The sequence below is a fragment of the Streptomyces doebereineriae genome, from assembly GCF_031845645.1.
Taxonomy (GTDB): domain Bacteria; phylum Actinomycetota; class Actinomycetes; order Streptomycetales; family Streptomycetaceae; genus Streptomyces; species Streptomyces canus.
Genome location: NZ_JAVREZ010000029.1, coordinates 90,626 through 110,410, shown reverse-complemented (window position 1 = coordinate 110,410; position 19,785 = coordinate 90,626). Strand labels below are relative to the sequence as shown.

Genomic DNA, 19,785 nt, shown 5'->3' with positions numbered 1-19,785 from the left:
GCAGATACGCGTCGCCGCCGGCCCTTTTTTGATCTCGAACTCCCGAACTCCTCCCCATGATCTACGGATTCCCGTAGCGGCTTCCCCGGCGGACTCGAATAGTTTTTCCGGTGTCGAAAGAGCGAGTTGGGGAGGAAACAGCTATGGCCCAGGAAACGCCAGCACGACTCGGCGTTGTTGTGCCCCCCGCGAATGCTGCGGTGGAACCCGAAGTGAGCCGCCTGATGGCTCCGGGGGCCGACATCTACACGACCAGGTTCCCTGTCCTCCCGGACACGGACCTTCGCGGCCGGCTGGAGACGTACAACGAGGTTCTCCCCGGCGCCCTGGGCGGCTTCGGCAGCCTCCGCCTGGACGCGGCGGTGGTGGCCTGCACCGGATCGCACTACCTCCTGTCCCCCCGGGGCGACCGAGAGGTGTGCGATGAGCTCTCTCAGCAAGCCGGATACCCGGTCCGCTCCGCGGCCATGGCGATCCTCGCGGCCGCCGGGGCCGCCGGGGTGGACAGACTGGTTCTGGTCTCGCCGTACATGCCCTGGCTCACCGAACTCTCGGAAACCTACTGGCGGGACGCCGGTCTGTCCGTCGCGCACGTGGTGAAGGTGCAGGCAGCCGGCCGCTACTCCCCGTACGACGTGACGACGGACGAACTGGTCGCGCAGGTACGGCAGGCGCAGCTGCCCGACGATGCCGCGCTGCTCTTCACCGGCACCGGCATGTTCACCTTCGACGCCCTGGCCGAACTCGCCGGCGACACCGGCCGGCCCCTGCTGACCTCGAACCTGGCCAGCGCCTGGTGGGCCCGCGACACCCTGGGCCTGCCCAACTCGGGACCGGACGTGCACCCGTTGCTGGACCGGCTCTCCAGCAAGGCGGTCGCTGCGTGACCGCCACCCGGACCGCGCCCGTAGCCGTGGTGGGAGCCGGGCCGGTCGGGCTGACCGCCGCGCTCGTCCTCGCACGCGCAGGCGTTCCCGTCACGGTCTACGAGGCCCAGTCGGCGCTGTCCACCGCGTCACGGGCCTCCACCTTCCACCCGGCCACCCTCGACCTGCTCGCGGAACTCGGTGTTGCCGCCGCGCTGCACCGGTTGGGACGCGAGGTGGGCCGCATCCAGTGGCGGGACCTGGACGGTGGAGTCCACGCCGAACTCGACTACCGCCTGCTGGCTGGAACCACCGCGCACCCGCACCGACTTCACGTCGAACAGTCCCAGCTCACCCCGCTCCTGCTCACTGCGCTGAAGGACACCGGCCTGGCCACGCTGCACTTCGACACCGCAATCACCGGTGCCCGCCGGACATCGGACGCCGTGGAGCTGACCTCGGCGGACACCAGCGGCAGCGGCAGCGGGACGGGCCAGGCCGGCCGCTATGCGTACGTCGTGGCCGCCGACGGAAGCCGCAGCACCCTGCGCGATCTTGCCGGCCTGCCCGCCACCGCCCGTGACTACCCCCACTACGCGCTGCGCGTCGTCACCCGGGAACCTCTCGACCAGCTCCTCCCGGGACTCGCCCCGCTCAGCTACGTACGGGATGTCCGCAAGTCGTTCAGCGTGCTCGGCATGCCCGACCACTGGCGCCTGATCTTCCGGATCCCCCGGGAGGTTCCCCGCGCCGAGGTGGCGACCCCCCAGGCAGTGCGCACACTGCTCACGCACGCGCTGCCCGGCGTGGGCCAGGACCTGGTCACCGCGGAGGCCCACACCTACCGGCTGGTCTCCTTCGTCCTGCCCCAGTTCCGGTCCGGACGCCTGCTGTTCATCGGCGACGCCGCCCATCTGACCTCCACGGCCGGCGGTATGAACATGAACTGCGGACTGCACGACGCCGTCGCAGTCGGCCGCGCCCTCGCCGAGGTGTACACCGGCCGCGCCTCCGATTCCACCCTGACCTCGGTCCTGGAACACCGCCGGTCCGTCGTCACCTCCTCGGTCATCCCCCGCAGCGAGGCCCGCACCGCGGGTATCGACAGTGCCGGCGCGCTCGAGCAGGCACTGGACGACATCCGCCGTACCGCCGCCGACCCGGACCTGACACGCGCCTACCTGACCACGGCCTCACTGCTCGACTGCGCCCCCAAGCCGCACAACCAGCCGCAGTTCCCCGGCCCCACGCACGCCACCGGGGAGACGAACGCGCCCACCCCATTCACCACTTCAGTGAAGGACACAGCGCATGAAGATCTGGTTTCACAAGCACACCGTTGAGGGACGCCTCCCCCTCCTGGACCAGTGGTATCGGGAACACCTCGACGCCATCGTCGCCCCCGGCACCACCGTCGACATCAAGACGCTGCCCGCCGAGACCTACCCCGACCGCACCCCCTTCGGGCTGGTCGGCCACCACTCCGCCCAGGTGCTGTTCTCCCAGCACTTCGCGCAGTCCGCGGTGACCGCCGAGCGCGAGGGCTACGACGCGTGGCTGATCGCGGCCGGCCAGGACCCGGGCCTGCGAGACGCCAGGCACTTGGCCGCCATACCGACCCTCGGCTATGGCGAAAGCACCTTCTTCCTGTCCGCCATGACCGGCCAGCGCTTCGCGGTGCTCGGCTTCATGCCCCCGCTGGAGGAGCCCATCCGCGCCAACATCCAGCGCTACGGACTGACCTCCTGGCTCACCGGATACGAGGTCGTCCCCGGCGGCTGGGACTCTGTTCACCGTTCACTGGAGGGCGACTTCGACCAGTTCGTCGAGGTGTACTCGGCCGCGGCCGAACGGGCTGCCGAGGCGGGCGCCGAGGTCATCATCCCCGCCGAGGGCATCCCCAACGAGATCCTGTGGCATCTGGGCATTCACGAGTTGCACGGACTGCCGGTCATCGACCCGGCGGGGGTGGCCGTCAAGCTCGCCGAAACTCTTGTCAACCTCGGCGAACTCGGCCTGTTCTCCCGCAGCAACCACGGCTACTGGTTCAGCCGCCCCGACCAGGACATCACCACACACCTGGAAAAGGTCTTCCTCGGCACTGCTCTGTGAGCCGGACCTCTGTCATCCCGCAGCCGGATCGTCCGGTGTCGCCTCTTCTCTTCCTCACCCAAGGAGCATCCGCATGTCCATCGCCTACGGCCACAACTCCGCCTCCGGCCTTAGCCCCGTTCCCTTCTACCGTCCGCGCCGCCTGCGCCGCACCCCTGCCCTGCGCCGGCTGACCGCCGAGACCCGAGTATCGGCTGCCAACCTCGTCCAGCCGCTCTTCCTGCGCGAAGGGCTGAAGGAGCCGCGGGAGATCTCCTCCATGCCCGGCGTCTACCAGCACACCCGCGACACCCTGCGCAAGGCCGCCGTGGAGGCGGTCGACAAGGGCGTCGGCGCGCTGATGCTGTTCGGTATACCCGAGCACAAGGACCCTCAGGGCAGCGGTGCCGTCGACCCGGACGGCATCCTGCAGACCGCCCTGCGTGACGTGTCCGAGGAGGTCGGCGACGCCACCGTCGTGATCGGCGACATCAACCTCGACGAATACACCGACCACGGGCACACCGGCGTCCTGGACGCCGACGGCGACGTCGACAACGACGCCAGCATCGAGCTCTACGCCCAGGCCGCCCTGGTCCAGGCCGAGGCCGGCGCCCAGGTGGTGGCCCCCAGCGGCATGATGGACGGCCAGGTCCGCCGCATCCGCGAGGCGCTGGACGCCGCCGGTCACCAGTCCGTGGCGATCCTCGGCTACTCCGCCAAGTACGCCTCTCACTACTACGGCCCCTTCCGCGACGCCGTGGAATCCACCCTGACCGGCGACCGCAAGGGCTACCAGCAGTACCCCGGCAACATCCGCGAATCCCTCCGCGAAGTCGACCTCGACCTCGCCGAGGGCGCCGACATGGTGATGGTCAAGCCCGCCCTGGCCTACCTCGACATCCTCAGCATGATCGCCGGCCACGTGGACGTTCCCGTCGCCGCCTATCAGGTGTCCGGCGAATACTCCATGATCGAGGCCGCCGCAGCCAAGGGCTGGATCGACCGGGACAACGTCATCCGGGAGAGTCTGACCTCCATTCACCGCGCCGGCGCCAGCCAGATCATCACCTACTGGGCGGCCGAGTTCGCCGACAGCCTGGATCGGTGACCCCATGACCGACCGCACCGATACCCCGACCCGCGGTGCCAACGCACCCGGAGTCATGGCTCTGGGCGTCAGCCACGCCACCGCGCCGCTGGACCTCCTGGAGCGGCTGTCCGCGACCGACCGCCCGGTGGACGACCTCGTACGGGACGTGACCTCCATCGACGGCATCGACGCCGCCGTCGTGGTCTCCACCTGCAACCGCCTGGAGGTCTACGCCGAGGCCCGGTCCCACGCCGACGACAGCGACATGCGCGAGCTCATCGCCAAGCACACCGGCGTGGACCTCGACGAACTCGACCCCCACCTCTACACCCACCAGGCGGACGACGCGGTGCGCCACCTGTTCACCGTGGCATCCGGGCTTGACTCGGTCGTCGTGGGCGAGGACCAGATCCTCGGCCAGGTGAAGCAGGGACTGGACCGCTCGCAGCAGCTCGGCCAGACCGGAAAGGTCCTCACCAAGGCGGTCCAGACCGCTCTGCGGGTGGGCAAGAAGGCCCGCAACGAGACCGGCCTGAACGAGGCCGGCCGCTCCCTGGCCACCGCCGGCCTGGCGTTCTTCGAACGCCAGGTGGGCTCGCTCAACGGCAAGACCGCTCTGGTGATCGGCGCCGGTTCCATGGCCGGTGTCGTGGTCGCAGCCCTGCGCCGCTCCGGACTGAGCCAGGTCCACCTGGCCAACCGCACCCCGGAGAAGGCACAGCGGCTCGCCGAGACCGCAGGCGGTCAAGGCTTCGCCCTGGAGGACGTTCCCCGCCTGCTGACCGAGGTCGACGTGATCGTCGGGGCCACCGCGGCCACCGGACACGTCGTCGGCCTCCGCGATGTCGAGACGGCCCTCGCCGACCGGAAGGGCCGCGAACTGTTCGTCCTGGACCTGGCGATGCCGCACAACATCTCACCGGACGTGGCCACCGTCCCCGGTGTCACCTTCGTCGACCTCAAGCGGATCGCAGAAGAAGGCGAGCAGGACGAACTGTCCATCTCCAGCGTCCAGGCCGCCCACGCGCTGGTCGACAAGGAGGTCGAAGCCTTCAGGACCGGCCTGAAGCTCGCCGGCGCCGGCCCCGTCCTGGCCGCCATGCGCAGCTCGGTGACCGAGGCCGCCGACGCCGAACTGGACCGGCTGTCCAAGCGCCTGACCGGCATCGACCAGGCGGCACAGCAGGAGATCAACCGCAGCGTGCGCCGCATCGTCGACAAGTTCCTGCACCGCCCGACCGTACGGGTCCGCGAACTGGCGGCCACCGCGGACGGCGCCCGCTACATCGATGCCCTCGGCGTGCTCTTCGCGCCCGCCGACACCCCGAACCCCAAGCAGACCACGGAACAGATCGAGGCCATCGCATGAGTGACATATCGGCGCTGTGGGCAGCCGACTCCATTGCCGTGATCGGCGCCAGCGAGCGCCCCGGCGCACTGGGCCGCAAACCCATGGATTACCTGTTGCGCTACGGCTACAAAGGCCGCATCCTGCCGATCAACCCCCGCTCCCCGGAGATACTCGGCGTCCCCGCCTACCCCAGCGTCAAGGACGCCCCCGGACCGATCGACCTCGCTCTGATCATGGTCGCCGCCGCCCGGGTGGCCGACGCCGTCGACGACTGCGTCGCCGCCGGGATCCCCCTGGCCATCATCGCCTCCTCCGGCTTCGCCGAGACCGGTGAGGAAGGCGCGCGGCTCCAGGACGAGATCGTGGCCAAGGCCCGGGCCGGAGGGCTGCGCATCATCGGGCCCAACTGCATCGGCGCCGTCGGCTATGAGAACCGGGTACTGGCGACCTTCAGCCCGCTCTTCGGTGCGGAGAACGTGCCCTTCGAACCCGGCAGCCTCGCTTTTGTCAGCCAGAGCGGCGCACTCGGCTTCGGCGCCGCCAGCCTCGCCCTGGAGCGCGGACTGCGCCCGGGCTGGGTGGTCTCCACCGGCAACGACGCCGACGTGACCGCTCTGGAAGTCCTGCGGGAACTGGCCAAGGTCCCCGAAGTCGCCGGCCTCCTCGGCTACCTGGAGGACACGCCGGACATCGGCACCCTGCGGGCGCTCGCCGACTCCGGCAAGCCGGTCGCTCTGCTGAAGTCCGGACGCACCGAGGCCGGCGGCCGGGCCGCCGCCTCGCACACCGGTGCCCTGGCCACCGACGACCGTGTACTGGACGCCGCACTGCGCCAGCTCGGCATCGTTCGCGTCGACGACATCGACGAACTCCTCGACGTCGCCCGGGTCTTCGAGTCCGAGCGACGCCCTGTGGGCAACCGCGTCGCGGTGGTGACCACCTCCGGGGGCTCGGGAATCCTGGCCGCCGACGCCATCGAGGCCCGCGGACTGGAGCTGAGCTCGCTGCAGCCGGAGAGCAAGGCCGCGCTGGGCGAGATCGTCCCCGCCTTCGGCGCCATCGACAACCCGGTGGACATCACAGCCACCGTGCTCAGCGACCCCTCCCTGTTCGACAAGTCCCTGGACGTACTGATCGCCGACGACACCGTCGACATCATCGTCGCCTGCTTCTGCGTCATGGCCGGCCCGGATGTCGAGAAGGCCGTCACCAGCCTCCGCAAGGCAGCCGAGAAGGGCGGCAAGCCGATCCTGGTCGCCCGGACCGGCGCCGACTTCCTTGCCCCCGACGCTCCGCGCGACCTGCGCGAGGCCGGGCTCCCCGAGTACCCCACACCGGCCCGAGCGCTGCGCGCGGCAGCCGCCCTGTGGGAGGTCAGCCGACCGCGCCCCGCGCTGCCGCACACGACGCCCGGCACGGGCCGGACTCCGCAGGCGGCCACGGAGCCGGAGCTGAAGGCGCTGCTGGCCGAAGCGGGCATCACCGTGCCGCGCGGCCGGATCGTGGACAGCGAGGACGACGCCGCGCGTGCCGTCCAGGAGGTCGAGGGCCGGGCAGTGTTCAAGGCCGTCGTGCCTGGCTTGCTGCACAAGACCGAGGCGGGCGGCGTGAAGCTCGGCGTCACCCCTGACACCGCCGTCGACGCCTTCCGGCAGATCGCCGCCCTGGGCGGCAGCGTCCTGGTCGAGGAACTCGCCGACGACGGCGTCGAGCTCATCGTCGGGGTGCACTCCAGCGACCTGGGCCCGGTCCTTACCGCCGGACTGGGCGGCATCTTCACCGAGATCCTCGATGACGTCTCCCACCGCCTGCTGCCGTTGCGCCCCGGCGAGGGCGCCGAGATGCTCGCCGAACTGCGCGGCACCGCCCTCCTCGACGGTGCCCGCGGCGGGCAGGCCGTCGACAAGGCCGCAGCCGCCGAAACCCTGCACCGTGTGGCCGATCTGGTCCAGGACTGGCCCCAGGGTTACTCGCTCGACCTGAACCCGGTCCGCGTCCTGCCCCAAGGGGCCGTCGTCCTCGACGCGGCCCTCACCGCCCAGACGGAGGCCACCCGATGACGACCAGCTCCCAGTGGTTCGAGCGAGCCCAGAAGGTCACACCCGGCGGCGTCAACTCCCCGGTTCGCGCCTTCGGCGCCGTAGGCGGCACCCCGCCCTTCATGGCCTCGGCCTCCGGCCCCTACCTGACCGACACCGAGGGTAAGGAGTACGTCGACCTCATCTGCTCCTGGGGTCCGATGATCCTGGGGCACCGCCACCCAGCCGTGCTCGAGGCCGTCCAGGCCGCCCTGCAACGCGGCACCTCCTTCGGCGCCCCCTCCGGGGGAGAGGTCGAACTCGCCGAGGAGATCGTCGCGCGCGTCGATCCCGTCGAGCAGGTGCGTCTGGTCAACTCGGGTACCGAAGCCACCATGTCGGCGATCCGACTGGCCCGCGGTTTCACCGGCCGCAACAAGATCCTCAAGTTCGCCGGCTGCTACCACGGCCATGTGGACGCGCTGCTGGCCTCGGCCGGCTCGGGCCTCGCGACCTTCGCCCTGCCCGACACCCCCGGCGTGACCGGCGCCCAGGCCGGCGACACCATCGTCGTGCCCTACAACGATCTGCCCGCCGTCGAGAAGGTCTTCGCGGAGATCGGCGACGAGATCGCATGCGTCATCACCGAGGCCGCACCCGGCAACATGGGAGCCGTACCGCCACTTCCCGGCTTCAACGCCGGGCTGAAGGAGATCACCGCCCGGCACGGCGCGCTGTTCATCTCCGACGAGGTCATGACCGGATTCCGTGCCAGCCGATCCGGCTGGTACGGACGTGACCAGGTCGCCCCCGACCTGGTCACCTACGGCAAGGTGATGGGAGGAGGATTCCCGGCGGCGGCCTTTGGCGGACGGGCCGACATCATGCAGCACCTCGCCCCGTCCGGCCCGGTCTACCAGGCCGGCACTCTGTCGGGGAATCCGCTGGCCACAGCCGCGGGCCTGGCCACGCTCCGCCACTGCACCCCGGAGGTGTACGCCCGCCTGGAGGAGGTGTCCTCAACCCTCGGCCGGGAAGTGTCCGCCGCCCTGTCCGGCGTTGGCGTCGCCCACCGTGTTCAGTACTCCGGCACCATGTTCTCCGTGTTCTTCACCGAGAACGCGGTGGTCGACTTCGACGATGTGCAGGCCACGGAGTCGTACCGCTACACCGCCTTCTTCCACGAGATGCTGCGACAGGGCGTGTACCTGCCGCCGTCTCCCTTCGAAGCGTGGTTCGTCTCCGCCTCGCACGACGACACCGCGGTGAACCGGGTCATCGACGCACTGCCCGCCGCAGCGGCCGGAGCAGCGGCAGCGACCGCCGGATAGGGCCGGAACGACACGTCAGCGCCCCCGCGACCAACTGCGGGGGCGCTGACGCGCGGAAGCGACGGAGAAACGAACCTGACGCGGTGGGGTGGTGCACCACCCCACCGCGTCAACCGGTCAGACCTTCACCGTCACCTCGACTCCGATGTTCCCGCTGACAGCCTTCGAATAAGGGCACCTGCTGTGCGCATCTGCCGCAAGACGGTGGGCGACTTCGACACCGAGGCCCGGCAGTTCCACAACGATCACAGCCGACAGGTGAAAACCGCTGTCCCCCTTGTTCAGTGCCACATGCGCGGTGACCTCGTCACCATTCAGTACCACCTTGGACTCTCGTGCTGACATGCGCAGAGCACTGTGAAAGCAGGCTGCCCAGCCGGCCGCGAACAGCTGCTCAGGGTTGGTGGCGTCGCCTGCTCCGCCGACCTCCTTCGGGCTGGTCAGCTGCGCGTCCAACAGCCCATCGGAAGAGCGCACACGGCCTTTGCGGCCGTCCCCGGACGATGTCACCTCAGCGGTGTAGATGACTCCCATGGATTCCCGTCCTTCCTTGTCGAAAAGTAGAAGAGAAACCTCATGGCAGCCTGGACTTCCTCCCTCCCCGGCGCGCTACGGATTACCGCAGTGACCGCAGAACCTCGGATGAATACCGTGCTCGACAAGAAGCGAATAACTTTCCCTGAATACCAAGGAGATGGTCTCGTGGGTCCGCTGGATGGAGTGCGGGTGCTGGAGTTCGCCGGATCCGCCCCCACCGCCTTCGTTGGCACCGTGCTGTCCGACCTCGGTGCGGACGTGGTGCGCATCGACCGTGCCGCCGCAGCACCGGAGGCCGCCCGTACACCGAACCCGCTGGCCCGAGGCCGCCGCTCGGTGGTGATCGACCTGAAGAGCACCGCCGGCGTGCAGACAGTCCTGTCACTCGCCGAACACGCCGACGTCCTCATCGAGGGCTTCCGCCCCGGCGTGGCAGAGCGGCTCGGTATCGGTCCGAAGGAGGCTCAAGACCGTAACCCCCGGCTCGTCTACGGTCGGCTGAGCGGCTGGGGACAGACCGGAGAATGGGCCGAGCGGACCGCACACGACCTGGCAGTCCTCGCGCTCACCGGAGCCCTGGACACGGACCCGGAAACGGGTGCCCCGGTTCTTCCACCCGCCGCCTACCTCTCCAGCTTCGCAGGCGGCGGCATGGCCCACGTTCAAGCACTCCTCGCGGCCCTGTACGAGCGCTCGATCTCCGGCACCGGCCAGGTTGTGGACACCGCCCTCAGCGACGGCGCCGCCCTTGTCACGACGCTGGTCCACCAGTGGCGCAACGCGCCTGGAGTGCACACCGTCACCGACGCGCCGCACTACGCCGTATACGAATGCGCCGACGGCCGGTACATGGCGGTCGCGGCCATCGAACCCCGCCTTTATCAGGCCCTCCTCGTCCAACTCGATCTGCAGGACGAACCGGGCCTGGCGGATCGAGACGACCCCGCGCAGTGGGAACTGCTGCGGGAGCAGATCGCCGCGAAGTTCCGTAAGCACGACGGCTCTCACTGGGAGAAGATCTTCGCCGAGGTCGACGCGGGAACGGTCCCGGTGTTCTCCGTCGAGGAAGCGGTGGAGCACCCCCAGCTCACCGCCCGGCACGCCTTCATCGAAGTTGACGGCACCCAGCAGGTGGCACCGGCGTCCCGATTCGGGCGCACCCCGTTGTCCGCCCCTGGACCTTCCCCGGTACCAGGCGAACACACCAAGGCTGTGCTTGCCGAGTGGGTCCGGTAGCGGCTGGGCCTTGGGTGGGAGTTGCGAGCTCGGCCGGTGCCGCTCGGGCAGCCGCTCTTCGAGTTGTTGATTCTTTTCTCCAGCTCACGGATCCGCGCGTCGCGCGGGTCGACCGGTCTGCGGTCCCGCGGTGGGGACAGGGCCCTCCCGGCGCCCAGATCGCGGGACTTGCGCCAGTCGGAGGTGTGCCCGGAGGTGACTCCGTGTCGGCGCAGGACCTCGCCCGTGGTGCCCTCGGGTGCGGCCTCGTACTCGGCCAAGACCTTCTTCTTGAAGGCGGCATTGAAGACCCGACGCTTGGCCTTCGCGGGAACCTCGGGATCAGGACAAGCAGATGCCGTATGGCGTGGTGCTGCGGCCGCGCAGGGTACGGTCAGGTGCCGCAAGCGCGCCTGCCTAAAACGGGGCAAATGTCACATCGGGGGCAGCGAAAAACCCACCGCAAGCGATCTTGTGGCGGGCCGGAGGTGGCCTCTGACCTGCGAAAACGCGGCGCCCCCGGCAGGACTCGAACCTGCGGCCAAGCGCTTAGAAGGCGCCTGCTCTATCCACTGAGCTACGGGGGCCGGGTGTGGTGGCCTCTGTCTTGGGTGCCCGGGTGTGGGCCGGTCCGTGACGTTGCCGGGGACAAGGATAGGGCTCCCGCGTCCTTGTCCCTGTTGCTTCGCCTCCGTGGCTCGATGTGGAGGTTCGGTGAAGCGGTCCTGATAATCGCAGGCAGGTACGAATCGTGCACCGCTTTTGGCGTCTCACGCACCGGGTGTTGTGCACTCGTTATGCCTGGACTGTGCCCGTGTCCCAGTCGCCCCTTCCGTCCGATGTGTTCCGTCGGCGCGCAGACATGCTCATATGCTTCAGAATTCCCCTAAAATTGGGCATTCTTCACATGTGGTGACCTTGGACGTACGGCCTCAGCTGCTCGACGCACTCTCCGCCCTGCGCGACCGTGTCGCCGCCGCACGCTTTCCGCTGCCCCTGCCGGGGGCCCCACGCGCGCGTGCCAACCGCGACGAACTGCTCGCCCAGCTCGACGACTATCTGGTGCCCCGGTTGAGGGACCCCGAAGCGCCGCTGCTGGCCGTGGTGGGCGGTTCCACCGGGGCCGGCAAGTCGACCCTCGTCAACTCCCTTGTGGGGCGGCGGGTGAGCGAGGCGGGCGTGCTGCGGCCGACCACGCGGACACCGGTGCTGGTCTGCCATCCGGAGGACCATCACTGGTTCAGCGGAATGCGCGTACTGCCCGACCTCACGCGCGTGTGGGTACCTCAACAGGAGGCGGGGGACGAGCTCCTGCTGCCCGGCGAGGACCCCACGCGCGTGCTCCGCATCGAGACCGCCGACACCCTCCCGCCGGGCCTCGCGCTCCTGGACGCGCCCGACGTCGACTCCCTGGTCGCCGACAACCGCGTCCTCGCCGCCGAGCTGATCTGCGCGGCCGACGTCTGGATCATGGTCACCACGGCCGCCCGCTACGCCGACGCCGTCCCCTGGCATCTCCTGCGCACCGCCAAGGAGTACGACGCCATGCTCGTGACCGTCCTCGACCGGGTGCCGCACCAGGTCGTCTCCGAGGTCTCGCGGCAGTACGGCGCCCTGCTCACCAAGGCGGGCCTCGGCGACGTGCCCCGGTTCACGGTGCCGGAGCTGCCCGAGTCGGCCTGGGGCGGCGGGCTGCTGCCGGCCACCGCCGTGGCGTCCCTGCGGACCTGGCTCGTCCACCAGGTGCAGGACCCCGCGGCCCGACAGCGCGCCGTCGCCCGTACGGCTCTCGGGGTGCTCGCCTCCCTCAAGTCCCGGATGCCCGAGCTGGCCGGCGCGGCCGCCGCCCAGTACGCGGCCGCGCTGCGGCTCACCGCCGCCGTCGAGGGGGCGTACGACAGCGAGTACGCGCGTGTGCGGGGGCGGCTCCAGGCCGGTGCCGTGCTCGCTGGTGACGCCCTCAAGCGCTGGCGGGCCTTCCCCCTGGACTGCACCGCCGCGGAGCTCCTGGACGCCCTCGTGGAGAGTCTGGGCGCCCTCCTGCTGTGCTCGGTGACCGCCGCCGACGAGCGCGTCGACGAGGCATGGCGGCGCGAACCGGCCGCGGCCGCACCGGAACTGACGGACCGCGATCCGACCCCGGAGAGCGCCGAGCACCGGATCGGGATGGCCGTACGACGCTGGCGGCGGGAGCTGGAGGAGTACGCCGAGGAGGAGATCCGCGCCCTCGACCGCGGGGTCGCGCCCGACCCGGAGACGGTCGCCGCCCTCGTCGCCACCGCGCTGCTCGGCGGACGCCGGGCGCGGGTCGCCGGTGAGGGGCTCGCCGAGCGGATCGGCGCCCACGGAGCCCTGCGGCTGCGCGACCGAGGTGGACGGCTGCTCGCCGAGCACCTCGACCGGGTCGTGCACACCGAACGCGAACGCCGGCTCGCACCGCTCGACGCACTCGACGTACACCCCGAACCCCAGGCCGAACTCATCGCCGCGCTGTCCGTACTGCAGAAGGAGAGGTGACCGATGACCGCCGTCACGGATCAGGACCACACGGAGCAGGCGGGGAACGCCGTATCGGGGGAATCGGGGGACGGGGAGAGCGACGGGCAGAGGCCGGTCGAGGAGCCGTTGCCCGAGGCCGAAGCCGAAGTGGAGTCGGAGGGCGAGGACGAGCACGCGCGCGTGGAGAAGGTGTCGGGGACGGAGAGCGGTCCTGAGCGGGACGAGGAGGGGAACGTGAGCGAGGCTCCGGGTCGTGTGCCTGTCGACGGTCACGCGCGTGCGCGTTCGCGTGCGGGGCGCGGGCGCAGGGACGCCGGTAGCGGCTCCCCGGAGCCGGTCGACGCCGCTGCCCCCTCTGACGACGAATCCGCGGACGCCTGGGACGACGGGCTCATCGCGCGCCGGGTCACCGCCGAGACCGAGCAGGCCGCCGCCATGGAGGTCCGTGGGCACAACGCACCGCCCGCCGCCCCGCTCACGTACGACGGCCCTCTGCACTCCCGTCTGGACGCGCTGCGGGAGTTGGTCGGGCTCTCGCGGACCCGGCTGGACAACCGGACGCTCGCCGAGGCCGGCCAGGTCCTGGACGAGGCGGCCGCCCGGCGCAGGCTCTCCGGGCAGCACACCGTCGTCGCCATCGCCGGTGCGACGGGCAGCGGCAAGTCGCAGCTGTTCAACGCGCTCGCCGGAGTGACCATCTCGGAGACCGGCGTACGTCGGCCGACCACGGCGGCGCCGATCGCGTGCAGTTGGAGCGACGGTTCGGCCAGTCTCATCGAACGGCTCGGCATCCCGCCCCGGCTGCGGCGGCGCCCGCTGCAGAGTGCCGAGTCGGAGGCCCAGCTGCGCGGGCTCGTCCTGGTCGACCTGCCCGACCACGACTCGGCCGCGGTCCAGCACCGCGAGCACGTGGACCGGATCCTGGCGCTCGTCGACGCCGTCATCTGGGTCGTCGACCCCGAGAAGTACGCCGACGCGATCCTGCACGAGCGCTATCTGCGGCCCATGGCGGGCCACGCGGAGGTCATGTTCGTCGTCCTCAACCAGATCGACCGGCTGCCCGGGGAGGCCGCCGAGCAGGTCCTCGACGATCTGCGGCGGCTGCTGGACGAGGACGGGATCGTCCTCGGGGAGTACGGCGAACCGGGTGCCACGGTGCTCGCCCTGTCGGCGCTCACCGGGGACGGTGTCGGTGAACTGCGGGAGACGCTCGGCCACTTCGTGACGGAGCGCGGGGCTCCCGCGCGGCGGATCGCGGCCGACGTGGACGCGGCGGCATGGCGGCTGCGGCCCGTCTACGCGACGGGCCGGCGCACCGGGCTGAGCGAGGCGGCGCGCGACGACTTCGCCGCCCGCCTCGCGGACGCGGTCGGCGCCACCGCGGCGGGCGAGGCGGCCGAACGCGCCTGGCTGCGCAACGCCAACCGCGCGTGCGGGACGCCCTGGCTGCGGCTGTGGCGCTGGTTCGACGACCGGCGCGAACCTTCCACCGGACGGCTGCCGGTGCGTGCCCAGCCCGACGAGGAGGCGACCGCGCGCCAGCGTGTGGAGCAGGCCGTACGGACGCTCGCCGACCGGGCCTCGGCGGGGCTGCCCGCGCCGTGGGCGCAGGCGGTGCGCGAGGCGGCCGTACGCGGCTCCCAGGGACTGCCCGAGGCGCTGGACCAGCTGACGGCCCGAGCCGGGCTGCCACCGGGCCGTCCGCCGCGTCCGGGCTGGTGGCCGGTGGCCGTACTGGCGCAGGCGTCCATGACGCTCCTTCAAATCGTCGGCGGGCTCTGGCTGGTGGGCCAGATCGTCGGGGTCATGGCGCCGAACCTGGGGGTCCCGGTGCTGCTGATGGTGGCCGGCATCATCGGTGGCCCGATCGTCGAGTGGAGCTGCCGGATGGCGGCACGGGGGCCCGCGCGACGGTACGGCGTGGAGGCGGAACGGCGATTGCGGGAGGCGGCGTCCGGGTGCGGGCGGGCGCGGGTGCTGGATCCGGTGGCGGCGGAGCTGCTGCGCTACCGGGAAGTCCGGGAGCAGTACGGCAGGGTCGTCGGGGTGGGGTGAGGGCCGTGACAGCGGTGGGGTGACGGCGGGTCTGGAGGCCCGTTCCCTCGTTCGGGTGGCGGAGTTCTCCACAACCCCTGGACCGTCCACAGGGCCCAGCGGGCTCGGCCCGGCGGAGGCAGTCTGGCTTCGCGGCGATCGCGGTGACGCGGTCGGCACGCAGACAGCAGCAGCCGTACGGGACGGGCCCGTACGCATGTCCGGGAGGGGATCCCAGCGATGAACGAGACGATGATCTGCGCGGTGGGCAACGTGGCGACACAGCCGGTGTACCGGGAGTTGGCCACGGGCGCGTCGGTGCGGTTCCGGCTGGCGGCGACCGCGCGCTATCTGGACCGCGAGAAGAACGAATGGACGGACGGGCACACCAACTTCTTCACGGTGTGGGCCAATCGCCAGCTCGCCACGAACGTGTCGGGGTCGATCAACGTGGGTGATCCGGTGGTCGTCCACGGCAGGTTGAAGGTGCGTTCGGAAGGGCGCGAGGGGCAGCCGGCCTGGACCTCGGCCGACATCGACGCGGTGGCGATCGGCCACGACCTCGCGCGCGGCACCTCGGCCTTCCGACGCACACAGCGGACGGAGAACACCGTCGCGGGTTCGTCCGCGCAGCCCGAGCCGGCCTGGGAGACACCGCCCGTTGAGACCGCGGACCGACAGGAGGCCGTCGCGGTGACGTGACGTCGGCCGAGGACGCCGCGGCCCTGACCGAAGTGCGGCTTATCGGCGACTACGTTCCGGACGCCTCCGGTCGATTTGTCGATAAGCCCTGCGGGTGAAAGTGCTTGGCGATAACGATTCCGAGTCGGATCGATCTTCCGACCGCATCCCCGGGAAGAGGGGGGCGGCCGCGTCCCTAGGATGCCGAACACAGCTCCCGGGGTTACTGATTCTGCTGGTGGGACCGCCACCCCGCTCGTCAACGGGTCCTGTTCGAAGGGGAATTCCGTGTTTTCTGCGTTCTCTGCGCTGTCCGTGCGCGGACGGGGGGCGGCCCGCCTCGCGGCCGTCACGTTCGTCTCCGGCCTGCTCGCCGCCGGTGCGACGGTGGCCGTCGCCGACACGGCGTCCGCGGACGAGGCGGCGCAGAACCAGAGAGGGGCGACCGCCACCATAGGTGGCCTGAAGACCTACGGCGACGCGGTGATACACGACACCGACAGCGATCTGCGGGTGCCTGCCGGGCTGTTCGAGATGTCCGTCGAGGGCGGCGGAACCCTGCAGACGTACTGCGTCGACCTCTACAACCCCACGCAGAAGGACGCCAAGTACCACGAGACCGACTGGAGCGGCACCTCACTGGGCACCAACAAGGGTGCGGGCAAGATCCGTTGGATCCTGCAGAACTCCTATCCCCAGGTCAACGATCTCGCGGCGCTCGCGGCCAAGGCCGGTATCGCCTCGGGCCTGACCGAGCAGGACGCGGCGGCCGGCACCCAGGTGGCGATCTGGCGCTTCTCGGACCACGCCGACGTCGACGCCGTCGACCCGCAGGCCGAGAAGCTCGCGGACCACCTGGAGAAGAGCGCCCGTGACCTCGTGGAGCCGACGGCGTCGCTGACGCTCGACCCGCCCGCGGTCTCCGGCCACCCCGGCGAACTGCTCGGCCCGGTCACGGTGCACACCAACGCGGCCGGCGTGACCGTCACCCCGCCGGCGGACGCGGCCACCAGCGGCGTGCGGATCGTCGGCAAGGACGGCAGGCCGGTGACCTCCGCGAGCAACGGCAGCGAGCTCTACTTCGACGTTCCCGAGGACGCGTCGGCGGGCTCGGCCGACCTCACCGTGCAGGCCTCGACCACTGTGCCGGTCGGGCGGGCGTTCGCCTCCGAGAGCCGGAGCCAGACGCAGATACTCGCCGGCTCCAGCGAGTCGACGGTCTCGGCGACGGCGAGCGCGACGTGGGCGAAGGAGGGCGCCGTACCAGCCCTCTCCGCGGCGCGGAACTGCACCAAGGGCGGCCTGGACATCACCGCGGTCAACCAGGGCGACGAGGAGTTCGCGTTCGAGCTGATGGGCACGGAGTACGCCATCGCGGCGGGCGAGTCCCGCACGGTGACGGTCCCGCTCCAGGAGGACCAGGCGTACGACTTCACGATCACCGGCCCCGACGGTCTCGCCAAGCGCTTCACCGGCGTCCTCGACTGCCGCACCCGCAGCAGCGAGACGGGCGCCACGACCCAGACGCTGAGCGAGCCCAGCCCCGCCACGGTGGCCGTCCCCACCACCGACGTCAACCTCGCCGAGACCGGCGGCTCCGCCACGACCCCGCTGATCGCCGGTACCGCCATCGCCCTGGTGGTGATCGGGGGCGCGGCCCTGGTCCTCACCGGCAGGAAGCAGAACCGGGCACAGGACTGACCGCGGCGCGTCGGTGACGGGCAGAATGGCATCATGACCAAGCCCTCCGCATCACCGGCGCGTCACACCTCCTCGGACTCGGTGCTGTCCCTGTGGTCGCAGGACTCGGTGCTGTCGATCGGCTCGGTGGGCTCGGTCCTGTCCATCGGCTCCGTGGGCTCGGCGCTCTCGGTCGGCTCGATCGGCAGCGCCCTGTCCGTCGGCTCGATCGGCTCGGCCCTGTCCCTGATCTCGGCGGGTTCCTGGCTGAGCACGGGGTCGCTGCTGTCGGCGCAGTCGAAGTGGTCGGTGCTGTCGTGGCGCTCGTCCCACGGGCTGATGCGGTCCGCGGGGGCGGTGGGGGCGCTGGCTGTGGGCGCCGCCGTGTTGCTGGCGGTGCGGGGCGGCTCCGACGCGTAGGGGCTGCCCGTCAGGTTTTCGGGTCGGCTCGCGTGTCGACGAAACGGGTCACGAGATGGTGGGCGGCGCGGAAAGTGACGGCCCGGGCGGCGGTCTGCGGGCCGGCCTCGAGATCACTCGGACCGGGAATGAGTGCGTCCCTGATGAGTGGCCATGCCCGGACGGGCGGAAGGGGCGTCGTGTCCGGGCCGCACGTCAAGAATGATCGTTCAGGAGGTCGGCGTAGCCGCGGGCCTGTTCGGAGGCGTTGCGGTGCCAGTCGGACTGGGTGCGGTGTTCCTCGGCCAGGGAGGGCTCGGCGGTGACGAGCTGGTCGTAGACGGTGGCGATTTCCGCGTGCACGGCCGCGATGGCGAGCCGGTTGGCGCGGACGGCGTCCGCATGTCCGCGGTGGGCGTCGAGGGCAAGGGGATCGTCACCGATGGGCGCGTTGGCGGGGCCGTGCTCGTGCAGCGCGCTGTACGCCTCGTTGAGCTTCGTGGCCCGCGCGTCCAGTTTCGTGCGCCGGGTGTGCAGGGCGGAACCGCGGACCCGCAGGCTGGCCTCGTAGGCGTGGGAGCCGGGAAAACGGACGGCGTCCAGCCCTGAGGTGACCGCGTGCGGCCGGTCGGGACGCAGCCCGGCGTACCGGGCGTCGGCCTCGGCGGCCACCTCGAGTGTCTTCAGGTGCGGTGGCAGGGCGCTACGGCCGATGGCCGCCCAGGCGTGCACATCGCCGTACCACTTCTCGTGGGCGGACTGCCGGGTGACGCCGGCGACCTCCCCGATCTCGGCCCAGGTGGTCCCGCGCTCCCGCTCGGCGACCACGGCCTCCCGCACCACGTCCTCTGTCCGGCGCTGGAGCTTCAGAGCGGTACGCAGCAGATCGCCGGGCTCGGTCTCCGGCTCGACGGGCACGGCGTCGATTACGGCGTCGGCGAGCTGGCGGAGCGTGAGCGCGAGGGCGACTCGGGACTCGTCGCGGGGGGAGAGGCGGTGGAGCTCGGGGGCGGCCGAGGGGGAGGAGAGGTCTGCGGCATCCGGCATGGCGTCAGGCTATCCCTGACAGCGGGTGGGCGGGGAGGTGTTCGTCCAGGTCACGAGTGGCGGGGGCTGGATCGGCGCACGGAAGAGGGAAGCGGGTACGGTTCTTCGTCCTCGTCAGGCCATGGCATGACGTCAGCCGGCCGATCCCGCTGTCCGGCGACAGGCTCAGCGAGCGCAGCAGGCGGGAGCCGGTCGACGACGCTGTGCATCGCGTGCAGGACGAGCCGTCTGCCGGCGCTCGCCGCCGTGCCCTTCGGTGGGTACACGGCGTCTAGCAGCCCCAATGGCGCCGCATCATGTCGGACGTAGGCGTCACCACTGACGGTGGGAGGAGCCCAGGCTCGCCGAGGCCGGCCATGATCACTCGCGCCAGAGCAGCTCCCGGTCAAAGTCGCTACGCCGACCGCGTGCCACACGCTCAGGACTCATCACCGACTCGAAGCCGGTCCACGACGTCGATCGAGTTCCACCTCAAGGACTCGAACCCGCTTGGCCCAGATCTTGTGGAGCGCCGGATCGCGTGAACGGGTCCACTTCTCGACTCGGTGCGCGACACGAGCCTCCGCAAGGAGAGGCTCATCCTCCATGTGCTGAACGACCCTCTTGCCGCCACCGAATCGATCTTGCAGGGCGCCGACGAACCAGTCCTGCAGCGCTCTGCCTCTGCCGTAGCTCGTGTCGACCCAACCGCGCCCAGCCCCGAAGAAGCCGATTCTCTTACGGCGCAGCCGCCCACGTGCATCGCACCAGACCACCAGGGTGCCGCGCTCCACGATCGCCACCACACGCTCCAGGGGGATACGCCTCCGGTAGGGGAGGAGCCCACGGATGGTGATGAACTCGGCGTCCACGGCAACCCAGCAGCCGAGGCGAGAGACGCCGAACACCGCAGGCTGGATCATCAAAGCCGCCCCTCAGTCAACCGCTCAGGCTGCCCACCAGC

General features: G+C 70.6%; 16 protein-coding genes, 1 tRNA gene and 1 pseudogene. 13 read left to right on the top strand and 5 right to left on the bottom strand.

The window, feature by feature from the left end; all coding sequences use genetic code 11:
- Positions 1-143 precede the first annotated feature (143 nt).
- From RNB18_RS46740 to hemL, 7 genes are all read left to right on the top strand, one after another.
- Positions 144-887 (top strand): maleate cis-trans isomerase family protein, encoded by a 744-nt coding sequence (locus tag RNB18_RS46740; protein ID WP_394817780.1) that lies wholly within the window; start codon positions 144-146, stop codon positions 885-887.
- A complete protein-coding gene (locus RNB18_RS46735; protein ID WP_311720264.1) occupies positions 884-2,209 on the top strand; it encodes an FAD-dependent oxidoreductase in 1,326 nt (441 codons plus the stop codon). The genes RNB18_RS46740 and RNB18_RS46735 overlap by 4 nt, the downstream gene beginning before the upstream one ends.
- On the top strand, positions 2,178-2,978 hold the full coding sequence (locus RNB18_RS46730) for an aspartate/glutamate racemase family protein (RefSeq protein WP_311720263.1): 801 nt from the start codon (positions 2,178-2,180) through the stop codon (positions 2,976-2,978). Before RNB18_RS46735 ends, RNB18_RS46730 begins: the two co-directional genes overlap by 32 nt.
- Before the next feature lie 73 nt (positions 2,979-3,051).
- On the top strand, positions 3,052-4,068 hold the full coding sequence (hemB, locus tag RNB18_RS46725) for a porphobilinogen synthase (protein WP_311720262.1): 1,017 nt from the start codon (positions 3,052-3,054) through the stop codon (positions 4,066-4,068).
- Positions 4,069-4,072: 4 nt separating this feature from the next.
- Complete coding sequence (gene hemA, locus RNB18_RS46720; RefSeq protein WP_311720261.1) at positions 4,073-5,419, top strand: glutamyl-tRNA reductase; 1,347 nt, start codon at positions 4,073-4,075, stop codon at positions 5,417-5,419.
- The gene (locus RNB18_RS46715) at positions 5,416-7,461 is read left to right on the top strand and encodes an acetate--CoA ligase family protein (protein ID WP_311720259.1); all 2,046 of its coding nucleotides are present in this window, start codon (positions 5,416-5,418) and stop codon (positions 7,459-7,461) included. The genes hemA and RNB18_RS46715 overlap by 4 nt, the downstream gene beginning before the upstream one ends.
- Positions 7,458-8,750, top strand: a complete 1,293-nt coding sequence (gene hemL, locus RNB18_RS46710) for a glutamate-1-semialdehyde 2,1-aminomutase (protein ID WP_311720258.1) — start codon at positions 7,458-7,460, stop codon at positions 8,748-8,750. Before RNB18_RS46715 ends, hemL begins: the two co-directional genes overlap by 4 nt.
- Before the next feature lie 117 nt (positions 8,751-8,867).
- Here hemL and RNB18_RS46705 read toward each other — a convergent pair whose 3' ends face one another.
- A complete protein-coding gene (locus RNB18_RS46705) occupies positions 8,868-9,284 on the bottom strand; it encodes an organic hydroperoxide resistance protein (protein WP_311720257.1) in 417 nt (138 codons plus the stop codon).
- Positions 9,285-9,452: 168 nt separating this feature from the next.
- Between RNB18_RS46705 and RNB18_RS46700 the strand changes: the two genes are divergently transcribed.
- Positions 9,453-10,523, top strand: a complete 1,071-nt coding sequence (locus RNB18_RS46700) for a CaiB/BaiF CoA transferase family protein (RefSeq protein WP_311720256.1) — start codon at positions 9,453-9,455, stop codon at positions 10,521-10,523.
- A 77-nt stretch (positions 10,524-10,600) separates the two neighbouring features.
- Here RNB18_RS46700 and RNB18_RS53950 read toward each other — a convergent pair.
- Positions 10,601-10,909, bottom strand: a pseudogene (locus tag RNB18_RS53950) (transposase); the annotation flags it as partial.
- 107 nt (positions 10,910-11,016) lie between these two features.
- Positions 11,017-11,089: transfer RNA gene (locus RNB18_RS46695), tRNA-Arg, on the bottom strand.
- Positions 11,090-11,411: 322 nt separating this feature from the next.
- On the opposite strand from RNB18_RS46695, the gene RNB18_RS46690 reads away from it, so the two are divergent.
- The 5 genes from RNB18_RS46690 (at position 11,412) to RNB18_RS46670 (ending at position 17,816) form a co-directional block, all read left to right on the top strand.
- Positions 11,412-13,019 (top strand): dynamin family protein, encoded by a 1,608-nt coding sequence (locus RNB18_RS46690; protein WP_311720255.1) that lies wholly within the window; start codon positions 11,412-11,414, stop codon positions 13,017-13,019.
- A gap of 3 nt (positions 13,020-13,022) precedes the next feature.
- Positions 13,023-15,056, top strand: a complete 2,034-nt coding sequence (locus RNB18_RS46685) for a YfjP family GTPase (protein WP_311720254.1) — start codon at positions 13,023-13,025, stop codon at positions 15,054-15,056.
- 219 nt (positions 15,057-15,275) lie between these two features.
- Entirely contained in the window at positions 15,276-15,737 is a 462-nt protein-coding gene (locus tag RNB18_RS46680) for a single-stranded DNA-binding protein (protein WP_311720253.1), read from the top strand.
- A 267-nt stretch (positions 15,738-16,004) separates the two neighbouring features.
- A complete protein-coding gene (locus tag RNB18_RS46675; protein ID WP_311720252.1) occupies positions 16,005-17,417 on the top strand; it encodes a TQXA domain-containing protein in 1,413 nt (470 codons plus the stop codon).
- Positions 17,418-17,450: 33 nt separating this feature from the next.
- On the top strand, positions 17,451-17,816 hold the full coding sequence (locus RNB18_RS46670) for a hypothetical protein (protein WP_311720251.1): 366 nt from the start codon (positions 17,451-17,453) through the stop codon (positions 17,814-17,816).
- Positions 17,817-18,011: 195 nt separating this feature from the next.
- Here RNB18_RS46670 and RNB18_RS46665 read toward each other — a convergent pair whose 3' ends face one another.
- Complete coding sequence (locus RNB18_RS46665; protein ID WP_311720250.1) at positions 18,012-18,842, bottom strand: hypothetical protein; 831 nt, start codon at positions 18,840-18,842, stop codon at positions 18,012-18,014.
- Between the two features lie 428 nt (positions 18,843-19,270).
- Entirely contained in the window at positions 19,271-19,744 is a 474-nt protein-coding gene (locus tag RNB18_RS46660; protein ID WP_311720249.1) for a hypothetical protein, read from the bottom strand.
- Positions 19,745-19,785 lie beyond the last annotated feature (41 nt).